Annotated in this window: 12 protein-coding genes; 8 read left to right on the top strand and 4 right to left on the bottom strand. The window is 65.8% G+C overall.

Going from position 1 to position 13,675, the window contains the following annotated elements; all coding sequences use genetic code 11:
* The first annotated feature begins 72 nt into the window (after window positions 1–72).
* From ctrA to LCL94_RS08000, 5 genes are all read left to right on the top strand, one after another.
* Window positions 73–768 carry a response regulator transcription factor CtrA gene (gene ctrA, locus LCL94_RS08020; protein ID WP_160596098.1) on the top strand — a complete coding sequence of 232 codons (696 nt, stop codon included), beginning with the start codon at window positions 73–75 and terminating at the stop codon, window positions 766–768.
* A gap of 189 nt (window positions 769–957) precedes the next feature.
* Complete coding sequence (locus tag LCL94_RS08015; protein ID WP_224831739.1) at window positions 958–2,754, top strand: SLC13 family permease; 1,797 nt, start codon at window positions 958–960, stop codon at window positions 2,752–2,754.
* Between the two features lie 46 nt (window positions 2,755–2,800).
* Entirely contained in the window at window positions 2,801–3,502 is a 702-nt protein-coding gene (gene trmB / locus LCL94_RS08010) for a tRNA (guanine(46)-N(7))-methyltransferase TrmB (protein ID WP_224831738.1), read from the top strand.
* A gap of 60 nt (window positions 3,503–3,562) precedes the next feature.
* On the top strand, window positions 3,563–4,945 hold the full coding sequence (locus tag LCL94_RS08005) for an NAD-dependent succinate-semialdehyde dehydrogenase (protein ID WP_224831737.1): 1,383 nt from the start codon (window positions 3,563–3,565) through the stop codon (window positions 4,943–4,945).
* Window positions 4,942–5,595, top strand: coding sequence for an SDR family NAD(P)-dependent oxidoreductase (locus LCL94_RS08000; protein WP_224831736.1), 654 nt, complete (start codon window positions 4,942–4,944; stop codon window positions 5,593–5,595). Before LCL94_RS08005 ends, LCL94_RS08000 begins: the two co-directional genes overlap by 4 nt.
* A 30-nt stretch (window positions 5,596–5,625) precedes the next feature.
* Here LCL94_RS08000 and LCL94_RS07995 read toward each other — a convergent pair whose 3' ends face one another.
* The 3 genes from LCL94_RS07995 to LCL94_RS07985 form a co-directional block, all read right to left on the bottom strand.
* Window positions 5,626–6,234 carry an outer membrane protein gene (locus tag LCL94_RS07995; RefSeq protein ID WP_224831735.1) on the bottom strand — a complete coding sequence of 203 codons (609 nt, stop codon included), beginning with the start codon at window positions 6,232–6,234 and terminating at the stop codon, window positions 5,626–5,628.
* Between the two features lie 120 nt (window positions 6,235–6,354).
* Window positions 6,355–7,491, bottom strand: a complete 1,137-nt coding sequence (locus tag LCL94_RS07990) for an aminotransferase class V-fold PLP-dependent enzyme (protein WP_224831734.1) — start codon at window positions 7,489–7,491, stop codon at window positions 6,355–6,357.
* A 4-nt stretch (window positions 7,492–7,495) separates the two neighbouring features.
* Window positions 7,496–9,760 (bottom strand): NADP-dependent malic enzyme, encoded by a 2,265-nt coding sequence (locus tag LCL94_RS07985; RefSeq protein ID WP_224831733.1) that lies wholly within the window; start codon window positions 9,758–9,760, stop codon window positions 7,496–7,498.
* A 113-nt stretch (window positions 9,761–9,873) separates the two neighbouring features.
* Here LCL94_RS07985 and mutS point away from each other — a divergent pair, with 113 nt between their 5' ends.
* From mutS to LCL94_RS07970, 3 genes are read left to right on the top strand one after another with little or no spacing between them, the layout of a single operon-like run.
* Window positions 9,874–12,498, top strand: coding sequence for a DNA mismatch repair protein MutS (gene mutS / locus LCL94_RS07980; protein WP_224831732.1), 2,625 nt, complete (start codon window positions 9,874–9,876; stop codon window positions 12,496–12,498).
* A gap of 26 nt (window positions 12,499–12,524) precedes the next feature.
* Window positions 12,525–12,863 carry a hypothetical protein gene (locus tag LCL94_RS07975; RefSeq protein WP_224831731.1) on the top strand — a complete coding sequence of 113 codons (339 nt, stop codon included), beginning with the start codon at window positions 12,525–12,527 and terminating at the stop codon, window positions 12,861–12,863.
* A 36-nt stretch (window positions 12,864–12,899) separates the two neighbouring features.
* A complete protein-coding gene (locus LCL94_RS07970; RefSeq protein WP_224831730.1) occupies window positions 12,900–13,310 on the top strand; it encodes a YidH family protein in 411 nt (136 codons plus the stop codon).
* On the opposite strand, the gene LCL94_RS07965 is transcribed toward LCL94_RS07970, so the two are convergent.
* Window positions 13,307–13,648: a hypothetical protein gene (locus tag LCL94_RS07965; RefSeq protein WP_224831729.1), complete on the bottom strand. Its 342-nt coding sequence runs from the start codon at window positions 13,646–13,648 to the stop codon at window positions 13,307–13,309. The two genes, LCL94_RS07970 and LCL94_RS07965, sit on opposite strands and share 4 nt — an antisense overlap.
* Window positions 13,649–13,675: the final 27 nt, after the last annotated feature.

Here is a 13,675-nt window from a genome sequence, read left to right as displayed (position 1 = left end):
GCTGTGGTTAACAACGGGCAACACCTCTTGACGGGGCGTTACCGCGAACTGGGGCAACGGGGGACCAGACCCATGCGTGTACTGCTGATCGAAGACGAGCCGACAACCGCCAAGGCGATCGAGCTCATGCTTACGACCGAAGGGTTCAACGTCTATTCGACCGACCTGGGCGAAGAGGGTTTGGATCTCGGCAAGCTCTATGATTACGACATCATCCTGCTCGACCTGAACCTGCCGGACATGCACGGCTACGACGTGCTCAAGAAGCTGCGCGTCGCCAAGGTGCAGACGCCGGTTCTCATCCTCTCGGGCATTGCCGAGATGGACAGCAAGATTCGCAGCTTCGGTTTCGGCGCCGACGACTACGTCACCAAGCCGTTCCACCGCGAGGAACTGATCGCCCGCATCCACGCCGTGGTGCGCCGTTCGAAGGGCCACAGCCAGTCGATCATCCGCACCGGCAAGCTGGCCGTGAACCTCGATGCGAAGACTGTCGAAGTCGACGGCGCCCGCGTCCACCTGACCGGCAAGGAATACGCCATGCTGGAGCTCCTCTCGCTCCGCAAGGGCACCACGCTGACCAAGGAAATGTTCCTCAACCACCTCTACGGCGGCATGGACGAACCCGAACTCAAGATCATCGACGTCTTCATCTGCAAGCTGCGCAAGAAGCTCAGCCATGCATGCGGCGGCGACAATTACATCGAAACCGTATGGGGCCGCGGCTACGTGCTGCGCGACCCGAACGAAGAGGCGGAAGCCGCCTGACCTGATTAATCCTGGACGGGACAGCGAGACGCCCGCAGGCCACCGGCTTGCGGGCGTTATTCGTTGCGCATGGCCCCTGCGCCGCGCTCCATTGATTGGCTATCCGGCCCGATTGCCCATCTTGCTTGGAACCCGCCGCGCGATCTGCGAATTTGATGGCCTGCAAACCAGACAATTCGATCGGGCCCTATGTCGTTTCTCTCGGACTATTCGGCCCAGATAGGGCTCCTGCTGCTGGCCGCGACATTTGCCGCCTTCGTGCTCGAGCGCAGGCCGCCGGTCGTCATCGCCGTCGTCTCGGCCGTGCTGATGCTGCCGCTCGGCTATCTCTCGCCCAAGCAGATGCTGGAGACCTTCTCCAATTCCGCGCCGATCACGATCGCGGCCATGTTCATCCTTTCGGGCGCGCTGCTGCGGACCGGGTCGCTGGAGGCGATATCGGGCTGGGTCGTGCGGCGCACCTTGCGCAAGCCCCGGCTGGCTGTGGGCGAGATCGGTGTCGGCACGCTCGCCGCTTCGGCCTTCATGAACAACACGCCGGTAGTCATCGTGATGATCCCGGTGGTCAAGCGCCTTGCCCGCGCATTGAAAATCTCGGCAACGCGCCTGCTGATCCCGTTGTCCTACCTGACCATCCTCGGCGGCACGATGACGCTGATCGGCACCTCAACCAACCTGCTGGTAGACGGCGTGGCGCAGGAACAGGGGCAGGCCGCCTTCGGTATCTTCGAGATATCGGCGGTGGGCGCGGTCGCGGTGCTGGCAGGCCTTGCTGTGCTGCTGGTGTTCGGCCCCTTCCTCCTGCCCGACCGCGGGCCGCGGGTGGGCGACGAGGAACGCGAGGACGATCTCTACCTTACGCACCTGATCCTGAACCCCGCCAGCCGCTATGTCGGCCAGCGCATCAAGGATGCCGCCTTCTCGCGCCGTCCTGGGCTCAAGGTGCAGGCGATCATGCGCGGCGGCAAGCCGGTGCGAAAGGACGTGGGCGATGCCGTCCTTGCAGCAGGCGACCAGCTCGTCGTGGCCGGAAGCCCGGAAGAGATCGCCTCGCTTGCCGAGGCGCGCGATTTCCGCACCGGCCTCGTCGGCGTGGGCGGCGGAGTGGCGACCGCCGCGCCCGACCGGCCGCGCGACCTGCGGATCGTCGAGGCGATGGTCGCTGCGTCGCACCCCGTGGTCGGGCAGCGACTGGCCGAAATACCCATGCTTTCGCGACTCAAGGTCCGCGTGCTCGGCCTCTCGCGGCCGCGCCATCTTGCCGGGCCTTCGCTGGCCGAGGTCCGCGTGCGACCGGGCGACCGCCTGCTGATCGCGAGCGGCACTGAGGCGCTGCAATCGCTCCAGGACAATATCCAGCTAGCAGGCGTGGGCGAGACCGCCGTCCGGCCTTTCCGCCGCGACAAGGCGCCCATCGCCATCGCCACGCTTGCCGCCGTGGTCGTCGGAGCAGCGCTTTTCGGCCTGCCGATCGACGCGCTGGCAGTGGCCGGCGTAGCCGTTGCGCTGGCGACGCGCTGCATCGAGCCGACCGACGCCTGGGCGAGCCTCGATGGCAATACGCTGGTACTGATCTTCGCGATGCTCGCCTTCGGCAAGGGGCTCGACAATGCGGGCACGATCGAGCTCATCGTGGAGGCCATCCAGCCGTTCATGGGCGCAAGTTCACCCTTCCTGCTGATCCTTCTGGTCTATGCCGTGACCAGCGTGATGACCGAGGCAGTGACCAACAACGCCATCGCGGTCATCATGACCCCGATCGCCATCGGCCTTGCGCAGGCGGCAGGGATCGACCCGCGCCCGCTGATCGTGGCAGTGATGTTCGGCGCCAGCGCGAGCTTCGCCACGCCCATCGGCTACCAGACCAACACGCTGGTCTACGGCGCGGCCAATTACCGCTTCGGGGATTTCGTGAAAATCGGCGTGCCGATGAACATCGGCGTGGGGCTGGCTACCTCGGTCGCCATATGGATGCTCTTCGCCTGAGCACACACGCTGGACCGCAGCGTCCGGCACGGCTAACGGGCGCGTCATGTCTGCACACAAGGATGGCGATCCGACCACGTTGAACCGGCTCTACGGGCGCAGCCAGGGCAAGCCCCTGCGCGCAGCCCAGCAGGAGCTGGTCGACAAGCTGCTGCCGCAGATCGCGGTGCCCGAGGAAGGCCCGGTCACCGCTGAGCGCCTGTTCGGCTTCGACCGCCCGCTCCATTTCGAAATCGGCTTCGGCGCGGGCGAACATCTCGCCTACCGCGCCGACCTGCTGCCCGACCATGGTTTCATCGGCGCGGAGCCCTTCCTCAATGGCGTGGCGCAGGCGCTGACGCATATCCGTGACGGCGGCCTGGCCAATGTCCGCATCCAGCACGGCGATGCGCTGCAGGCCCTCGCCCGTGTGCCCGACGGCGGGCTGACAATGCTCTACCTCCTCCATCCCGACCCCTGGCCCAAGGCCAAGCACGCCAAGCGCCGGATGATGAACGACGGGCCGGTGCGGATGATCGCCGACAAGCTAAAACCGGGCGGCGAATTCCGTTTCGGCACCGACCACCCGATTTACCTGCGCCACGCGCTGATGGTGATGCGCCGGTTCACCGACGAGTTCGAATGGCTGGTCGATGGCCGGCAAAGCTGGGAAAACCGCCCGTCGGGCTGGTGCGAGACGCGCTACGAGCACAAGGCGCGCAACACCTACGGCCACGAGGTCTGGTATTTCCGCTTCCGCCGCAAATAGGGCCGGAACGCCTGGCGGGGGCGGCCATTGGTGGAGCATACCCCGCACAGGAGCGCGTTCTTGATTACCACCACCAACCCCGCCACCGGCGAGACCATCGCGGAATATGAAACGCTCGATGCGAACGGCATCGATGCGAAGCTGGAGGCGGCCACGCGGGCCTATCGCGATTGGCGCACCAGCCCCATGGAGCAGCGCACGCAGCTGCTTGCGCGGCTGTCGGAGCTTTACCTCGAACGCAAGGAAGAGCTGGCAAGGCTCGCCGTGACCGAGATGGGCAAGCCGATTACGCAGGCCCGTTCCGAAGTCGAAAAATGCGCCAGCCTGTTCGCCTACCTTGCCGAACACGGTCCGTCGATGCTGGAATCCGAATTCTGGGAACTGGGCGATGGCGGCAGGGCCGAAGGGCGCTGGCTGCCCCAAGGGCCGGTGCTGGCAGTCATGCCGTGGAATTTCCCCTACTGGCAGGTGGTCCGCTTCCTTGCCCCCACCATCCTTGCCGGTAACGTCGGCGTGCTGAAACACGCCAGCATCGTGCAGGGCGTCGCACACAAGATGGAAGAGTTGGTCCTGGAAGCCGGCGCGCCCGCGGGCCTGTTCCAGAACCTGTGCGTTTCGTCCGACCCGATTGCCGATGTCATCGCCGACACGCGCATCGTCGCCGCCACACTCACGGGCAGCGAAGGTGCAGGCAGCGCGGTCGCCGCGCAGGCGGGCAAGCACCTGAAGAAGGTCGTACTGGAACTCGGCGGATCGGACCCCTTTATCGTCATGCCGTCCGCCGACATCGACAAGGCGGTGGAGGACGCGGTCTTTGCGCGCATCCAGAACAACGGCCAGTCCTGTATCTGCGGCAAGCGAACCATCGTCCATGCCGATATCCATGACGCCTTCGCCGGCAAGTTCATCGCGGCACTGGAGGCGATCAAGCCGGGCGACCCGATGGACGACGACACGAAGCTCGGCCCGCTTTCGAGCGAAGGGCAGCGGGACACCGTCCTCGAACAGGTCGACAAGGCACAGCAAGAAGGCTGCACGCTCCTGTTCGGCGCGGAGAAACTCGAACGCCCCGGGGCGTGGATGACCGCCGGCCTGCTCACCGATGTCCCGCTCGCCAGCGAGACCGGTACGGACGAAATCTTCGGACCCGTGGGCCAGATCTACAAGGCGATGGACATCGACGAGGCGATCACCATCGCCAATGCCATCCCCTTCGGCCTCGGTTCTGCCGTCTGGACCCGTGACGAGGAAGAGCGCGAAGTCTTCGCCAACCGCATCGAGGCGGGAATGACGACCTTCAACGCGGTCAATGGCTCCAAGATCGAGGCGCCTTTCGGCGGCATCAAGAAATCGGGCTTCGGGCGCGAATTGTCGCACCACGGCTTGCACGAATTCATGAACCTCAAGACGCTGGTCTACCCGGCAGAAGGACAATCCGCATGAGCAAGACTATCCTCATCGTCGGCGCATCGCGCGGCATCGGCCTCGGCCTCGCGCGCGAATTCAAGGCGCGCGGCTGGAACGTGATCGCGACCGAACGCTCGCAAAGCGAGGAACTTCACGCGCTGGGCGATGTGACGATCCAGAAGATGGACGTGACCGATCCCGCCAGTTTCGAAGGCTTCGACACCCCGCTCGACGCGCTGATCGTGAATGCGGGCATCACCGGCGCAAGGCACCAGTCGGCCGAGCAGGCAACGGGCGAGGAAGTGGCAGAGGTCATGATGACCAACGCCTTCGGCCCGGTGCGGCTGGCCAAGACGCTGCTGCCCCGCGTGGGGGATGGCGGGACCATCGCCTTTATGACTTCGCTGATGGGCTCGATCGAGGACAGTTCGGGCGGATACGAACTCTACCGCACCAGCAAGTGCGCGCTCAACATGCTGGCCAAGGGCGTGGCGGAGCAGGATGCCGGACCGCGCAACATCGCGACGCTGGCGCTCCATCCGGGCTGGGTCCAGACCGACATGGGCGGGCCCAATGCGCCGACCACCGTCGATGAAAGCGTGAAAGGCCTTGCCGATGTAATCGAGAGCGCGGGGGGAGGAGAGTTTCGCTACGTCGACTACACCGGCAAGGACCTGCCGTTCTAGCGCCTCACGGGCGCCAGAAGGTTTGCCCGGTCAGAACCGGAAACCGATACCTGCAACCAGCTGGTCGGTCGTGGCATCGCCCTGGTCGAGATCGGCCAGGTCGTTGTACTTCGAACGGCGATATTCGACCTTCGCTTCCAGCGCCCCGGGCAGCTGGAACTGCAGGCCCGCGCCGTAGCGGAAGCCGTCGGCGTTCTCGTCGAGATCCGACAGCGAACCGCTTTCGGTGAAGGCCTTGGTGTCGAGCGCGGTGTAACCGGCCTTGCCGTAAGCCGCGATGCCCGGAGTGATGGCGAAGCCGGCGCGCGCACCGACATAATACTGGCCATTGGCTTCAAGACCTTCACGCGCACCGCCGAAGCTGTCCGGGAAGCTGGTCGAACCGTCGCTGGTCGATAGCTCGCCCTCGAGGCCGACGAAGGCGCTGCCGAGGCTGAGGTCGTAACCGGCCGTGATGCCGTAGACGGCACTGTCGGCACTGGCGGTGGCGCTGCCGTCGGCCGCGTCCACGTCGAGGCCCTGGTAGCCGCCGATCACGCCGATGTGCAGTCCGCCGGGGGCGGCGTTCTGGTCCTGCGCCATGGCCGGCGCGGCTGCGAAGCCTGCACCGATGGCGGCGAGCGCGATGATTTTCTTCATGTTCTGGGTATTCCTTGTTCTGCTTTCCCCGTTGGGGCGCGGCCTTTGCGCAAGGCCGCCTTGCGCGCGGCTTAACCGCGCGGCCAGCTTGCAGAACCGCTCGACGAGCCGTGCGGGAAGCTAGGCGAGAACCTGCCGGAGCGTGCCCAGCAGCGCCGCCGAATCTTCCTCGTCATTGTAGAGATGCGGCGTGACGCGCAGCGACTGGCCGCGTGCCGAAACGAACACCTGCGCCTCGGCCAGTTTCTCGGGCAGCCCCGCAGGCAGGCCGCCAGGGAATTCGAGCCCGAGGAAATGCGCCGCGCGAGTGCCGAGCGGCGCCGCGCCCAATCCGAGGGTCGCAGCCTCATCGGCGATCGCCTGCGTCTTCGCGGCAAGAGTTGCTTCAATCGCGTCGACCCCGTGACCGGTCAGGAAATCGAGCGCTGCGCCCGCCCCCATCAACAGCGGGGCATTGGACTTCTCGCCCATGTCGAAACGCCGCGCGCCGGGCTGGAAATCCTCGCGATAATCGACCAGCCGGGCAAAATCCTCCGAGCCTGCGCGGTTGATCCAATTGTGCTCGATCGGTTCGCCCCCGTGATGCTTCGGATCGACGTAGAGCACCCCGATGCCATAGGGCCCCATCAGCCACTTGTAGCAGGCAGCAACCGCGAAATCGGGCTTCACTGCCGCGAAATCGAGTGGCATCGCGCCCAGCGACTGGGTCAGGTCCAGCACCAGCGCGGCGCCGACTTCGCGGCACCGCTCGCCAACCCTCACCAGGTCGACCACCCGCCCGTCGGCCCAGTGGCAGTTCGGCACGGCAACGATGGCGGTGTCTTCGCCTATCGCGTCGAGCACGGCGCCGGTCCAGCAATCCTGCGACGGGCGCTGCACGGCAATCACCTCGCCGCCTTCGTGCTTGGCCTTTTCCTGCCAGGGATAGACGTTGGAAGGAAACTGGTCGCCCAGCGTCACCACCTTGCGGCCCGGCCCCAGCGAGAGGTTCTTCGCCGCGACGGAAATTGCATAGCTGACGGACGGCACCACGGCGATGCAATCGGCATCGACCCCGGCCAGTCCTGCCGCCCTGGACCGGAAATCCTCGACCACGCGGAAGAAGTCCGGCGGACGGAAATCCCACGGCTGTTCCTTCAGCCGCGCGCCCTCCACCATTGCCGCGCTGACCGCGTGCGAGAGCGGCGCCATATAGGCGCAGCTGAGGTAGTGCACCTCGCGCGGGATCGAGAACAGGTGGCGCTGCGAGCCGATCAAGGCGTCAGCCCAGCACGCCCGCACTCGCCAGCACGGCCAGCGTCAGGATGTCGGGCGCAATCGAGGTCATCGGCGCGATCTGCACCGGCTTTTCCATTCCGATCATCATCGGGCCGACCGTAGTCTCGCCGCCGAGTTCGCGCAGCAGCTTGGCCGAAAGGTTTGCCGATTGCAGGCCGGGCATGATCAGCACGTTGGCCGGACCCGACAGACGGCTGAAGGGATAGAGCGCCATGACCTTGGGGTTGAGCGCGGCATCGGGCGCCATTTCGCCCTCGTACTCGAAGTTCACGTTCGGATCGGCATCGAGCAGCGCCACCGCATCGCGGATATTGGCCAGCCACTGGCCCGACGGATTGCCGAAGGTGGAATAGGACATGAAGGCGACGCGCGGCTCATGGCCCATCCGGCGGGCGACGGCAGCCGTCTCGCGCGCGATGTGTGCGAGCTGTTCGGCGCTCGGGCGTTCGTTGATGGTCGTATCGGCAAGGAAGGTCGTCTGGTTCTTGCCGATCATCATATGGATGCCGAACGGCACTGCGCCGGGCTTTGCATCGAGCACGCGGCCGACCTCGCGCGCAGTCTGCGCGAAGGTGCGGGTAAGGCCCGAAATCATTCCGTCGCCATGCCCCAGCGCCACCAGCAGGGCGGCGAAGACGTTGCGCTCCTGGTTGACCATGCGGCCCACATCGCGCTCGGTATAACCGCGGCGCTGCATGCGCTTGTAGAGATAGTCGACCATGGCCGGGACCTTGTCCGACACGGCCGAATTCTCGATGATCCAGTCGTCCGGATCCTCCACCGCCAGTTCGACCAGCTTCTCGCGCACCTTCTCGGTGCGGCCGACGAGGATCGGTTCGCCATAGCCGAAATCGCGGAACTGGATCGCGGCGCGCAGCGCCACTTCCTCTTCGGCTTCGGCAAAGACCATGCGCTTGGGATTGGCCTTGGCGAGTTCGTAGATATTGGTCAGCGCGGCCGTGGTCGGGTTGAGGCGCGCCTTCAGCTTGTGGCGGTATTCCTCCATGTTCTCGATCGGGGCCTGTGCCACACCCGAATCCATCGCAGCCTGTGCGACCGCGCTGGAGACGACTTCCATGAGACGCGGATCGAAGGGCGCGGGAATGATGTATTCCTCGCCGAACTGGTGAGTCACGCCGTAGGCGGCGGCCACTTCCTCGGGCACGCGTTCGCGCGCCAGTTCCGCGATGGCGCGGGCAGCGGCAATCTTCATTTCCTCGTTGATCGCGGTCGCCTGCACGTCGAGCGCGCCGCGGAAGATGAAGGGGAAGCCCAGCACGTTGTTGACCTGGTTGGGATAGTCGCTGCGCCCGGTAGCGATGATCGCATCGGGGCGCACGGCCTTGGCGTCCTCGGGCATGATTTCCGGCACCGGATTTGCCATGGCGAAGATGATCGGCTTGTCCGCCATCTTCGCGACCCATTCGGGCTTCAGCGCGCCGGCTGCCGACAGGCCGAGGAAGACGTCGGCACCTTCGAGCGCTTCTTCGAGGCTGCGGGCCTTGGTCTCGACTGCGTGCGCGCTCTTCCACTGGTCGACGCCATCGCGGCCCGGGTAGATCGGGCCGGAACGGTCGCACACGATCACGTTTACGTGGCGCACGCCGACCGACTTGATCAGCGCGGTGCAGGCGAGCGCCGAGGCCCCTGCCCCGTTGACCACCATCTTCACGTCCTCGAGCTTGCGCCCGGTCAGGTGGCAGGCATTGATGAGGCCGGCCGCAGAAATGATCGCGGTGCCGTGCTGGTCGTCATGCATGACGGGGATGTTCATGCGTTCGCGCAGCGCCTGCTCGATGATGAAGCATTCGGGCGCGGCGATGTCTTCGAGGTTGATGCCGCCGAAGCTCGGCTCCATCAGCGCGACCGCTTCGATGAACTTGTCGGGATCTTCGGTATCGAGTTCGAGGTCGATGGAATCGACGTCGGCGAAGCGCTTGAACAGGACGGCCTTACCTTCCATCACCGGCTTGGATGCCAGCGCGCCCAGATTGCCGAGGCCAAGGATGGCGGTACCGTTCGAGATCACCGCGACGAGGTTCGAGCGCGCGGTGTATTTCGCTGCATCCTGCGGATTGGCTGCAATCGCTTCCACCGGCGCGGCGACGCCCGGCGAATAGGCAAGCGACAGGTCGCGCTGGCTCGCCATCGGCTTCGAGGCGATGATCTCGATCTTACCGGGACGGATGGTCTCGTGGTAGAACAGCGCCTCGCGCGTGGTGAATGCGGTCGGTTTCTCGTCGTCCATGTGCGTCCTTGTCTCTATCCGGCCCCGCCCTAAGGGCATTTTCCGAGAAGTCATAGGGGAAAGGCGCCTCCAGCCGACTCCCGAATCGCCAAGCCCCTCGCTAGGCCGGTCCCATGTCCGGCAAGCCTACCCCGATGATGCAGCAATATCTCGCGCTGAAACGCGAGGCCGGCAATGCGCTGCTGTTCTACCGTATGGGTGACTTCTTCGAGCTGTTTTTCGAGGATGCGAAAGTGGCCTCGGGCGTGCTCGACATCGCGCTGACCAGCCGCGGCGAGCACGGGGGCGAGCCTGTGCCCATGTGCGGCGTGCCGGTGCATGCGGCGGAAGGCTATCTCGCCCGGCTGATCAAGGCGGGTTGCCGCGTTGCCATTGCCGAACAGACCGAAACACCCGACGAGGCCAAGGAGCGGGCGAAGCGCGAAGGCACGCCGACGTCGAAGGTGCTGGTCGCCCGCGATATCGTGCGCTTCGTCACAGCCGGCACGCTGACCGAAGAGGCGCTGCTCGAGCCGCGCCGGGCCAACCTGCTGGTGGCCATCGCGCCGGTACGTGACGGCGTGGGCCTTGCTTCCTGCGACATCTCAACCGGGCGGATGGAACTGGAAGAATGCGCGCCGCAGGCGCTCGATGCGGCCCTTGCGCGGCTCGGGGCAAGCGAGATCGTCGCGCCCGAAGACTGGGATGATGCGCCTGCCGATGTCATCCCCCGCCCGCGTCCCGATTTCCGGAGCGAGGAAGGCGAAGCGCGGCTGAAGGCGGTTCACGGCGTGGCGACGCTTGACGGGCTGGGCGATTTCACGCGGCCCATGTTGGCGGCTGCGGGCGGACTGGTCGCCTATCTCGACCATGTCGGCCGCGGCACGCTGCCGTTCCTCCTGCCTCCCGTCGCCCGCGGTAGCGGCGCGCATCTCGCCATGGACGCAGCGACTCGCGCCAGCCTCGAAATCCTCGAGGCGCAAGGCGGCGGACGGGCAGGCTCGCTCATCGCCTGTGTCGATCGCTGTTCGACCGGGGCAGGTGCGCGGCAGCTGGCCGAAGACCTTTCCGCTCCGCTCGCCGACCGTGGCGCGATCGAGGAGCGGCTCGCAGCAGTCCAGCATTTCCACACCGATCCCCTGCTGCGCGCCGATCTGCGCGCAGTGTTGCGGCAGGCGCCGGACATCGGCCGTGCGCTGGGTCGCCTCGTCGCGGGGCGCGGCAGCCCGCGCGATCTGGGCCAGATCCGCGACGGCCTGTCCGAAGCGCGGCGTGTTCGGGACATGCTGGCCGCCAGCCCCGACCTGCCAGCGCTGCTTCAGCGGATGACGGGCGCCCTCGGCGGCCATGCAGCCCTGGTCGATCATCTCGCCCGCGCGCTCGTTCCCTCCCCGCCGACCGAGCGTAGCCAGGGCGGCTTCATTGCGGCAGGCTATGACCATTCGCTCGACGCGCTGCGGGAAGCTTCGGGCAATGCACGCAAGGCCATCGCCGCGCTGGAAGCGAAATACCGCGAAGAGACCGGGACGCCCTCGCTCAAGATCAAGCACAACAAGGTGCTCGGCTATTTCATCGAAGTGCCTGCCAAGCACGGCGACAAGCTGATGGCAGCCGACAGCGGCTTCACCCATCGCCAGACCATGGCCGGCGCGGTGCGGTTCAATTCTGTCGGCCTGCACGAGGAAGCGACCCGTATCGCCGAAGCGGGCGGCCATGCACTTGCCACCGAGGACGCGCATTTCGAAGTGCTGCTCGGCGAAGTCGTGGCCGCGCGCGAGGCTATTGCTGCAACCGCTGCCGCCCTTGCCCGCATCGATGTGTCCGCAGCGCTCGCCGAACGGGCGGTGGAAGGCGACTGGTCGCGGCCCGAGATGCTCGACGAGCCCTGCCTCGAGGTAAGCGGCGGGCGTCACCCGGTCGTGGAGCACGCATTGGCCAAGGCGGGCGAGCGTTTCGTCGCGAATGATTGCGCCTTGGGGCCGGACGATCGCCTGTGGCTCATCGGCGGCCCGAACATGGGCGGCAAGTCGACTTTCCTGCGCCAGAACGCGCTGATCCTGCTGCTGGCGCAGGCGGGCAGCTTCGTCCCTGCTTCCTCGGCGCGGATAGGCCTTGCCGACCGGCTGTTCAGCCGCGTAGGCGCATCGGACAACCTCGCCCGCGGACGCTCCACCTTCATGGTCGAGATGGTGGAAACCGCCGCCATCCTGTCGCAGGCGACCGAGCGCAGCTTCGTGATCCTCGACGAAGTGGGGCGCGGCACGTCGACTTATGACGGCATGGCGCTGGCCTGGGCGGTGGTGGAGGCCGTGCACGAGCAGCTGAAATGTCGTTGCCTGTTCGCAACGCACTACCACGAGCTGGCCCGCCTCGCCGATACCTGCGACGCACTATCGCTCCACCACGTGCGGGCGCGCGAGTGGAAGGGCGACCTTGTCCTCCTGCACGAGCTCGCAAAGGGCGCCGCGGATCGCAGCTACGGCCTGTCGGTCGCCAAATTGGCGGGTGTACCTGCGCCGGTCATCCGGCGGGCCAAGGCGGTGCTCGACAAGCTGGAAAAGGGCCGCGCGGAAACCGGGGGACTAGCAGCCGGGCTTGGCGATTTGCCGCTGTTCGCTGCCAGCCTCGAAGCGCCGGAAGCAAAGGACGACGGCTTGCGCACTATGCTGGAAGCGCTCGACGTCGATACGCTCAGCCCGCGCGAGGCGCTGGAAAAACTCTACGAACTCAAGGCCGAAGCGGGATCAACGAAGGCTTAACCGCGCCGCGCCTATAGTTGCGCGTCATGGAAACCAGCCTGTTTACCACCCAGCGCAAAAAGCTCGTGATGATCGGCCTGTTCCTCCTCGCCGTCATGGCGATGGTGGGGCGCGAGGATGACCCGGGCATGTTGCAGAGCCTTGCCGACCAGTCGGCCGAAGCTACCGCTCGTCCCGTAGTGGCTGCACCAGCCGCAGCCCCGGCGCAGGCGCAACCGCGCCAGCAGGTCTCGCCCGAACTCGACAGCTGGTATTCCGAAGCCGGCAGCCTCGACGCGCCCGCCGAAACGATGCCGGAAGACCAGAGCTGGCTGGTCAACGATACCGAGCCGCTGGTCTCGACCGACCCGATCGCTGCCCAGTAATCCGGAACGCCCGCCTTCCTCGCTCGCTTCTAGGGCATGGCCCAGGACGATCCGCCCGAGAAACCCGACCAGAGCACCCGGTGGGCCGAACTGCGCACCGACCTTGCCGAAGACCGCAACATCATGGCGATGGAACGGACCTTTGCGGGCTGGATACGTACATCCTTTGCCGCAATCGGGATCGGCTTGGGCTTCAAGGCCGTGTTCGGCGCATTCGACCCGCCTTGGCTGGCAAAAGCCATTGCGACGGTATTCATCCTTGCCGGAGGGTGGCTGGCGATCACCGCACAAAAACGCGCCTGCCGCACGCTGGAACGGCTCGACGCACACAAGTTCGAGGCCATTTCGACCCCGAACTTCCGCGCGCTCGCCTATTCGGTCGCCGCAGGCTCGCTCGTGCTGACTGCGGGCCTCTGGATCCTCAACGACGGGAACCTGGGCGGCTAGCTGTCGTCCTCTTCGAATTCGGCATCATGGCCTTCGCCGTACTTGCCGGCATTGTCGTCCATGTTGGGTTCGCCGCGAAAGGCGCCCATGTCGATCCGGCCCGAGCTTTCCATGTCGCGCATGTGATCGACGGTGTCCTGCGTGGAATCGCCCATCAGGCCCGACGAATTGGGACCTTTTTCGCTCTCGGTCGGCGAATGCGTTTCAGAGGTCAGCGATCGGGCCTGCTCGGCCACTTCCTGCGCCTGCGAGCGGTGATCGTCCTGCTCGTCATTATGCGTCTCGGGCGCGAGGCCCGACTGGCGCATTTCCTGGCTCTCTACCTTGGTGTCGGTCATGCAAAATCTCCTTTGCATGACCAACGG

Origin of the sequence: Qipengyuania gaetbuli (assembly GCF_020171365.1) — a bacterium.
In the GTDB taxonomy this organism is placed as follows: domain Bacteria; phylum Pseudomonadota; class Alphaproteobacteria; order Sphingomonadales; family Sphingomonadaceae; genus Qipengyuania; species Qipengyuania gaetbuli_B.
This window is presented reverse-complemented; position numbering and strand designations above follow the sequence as displayed.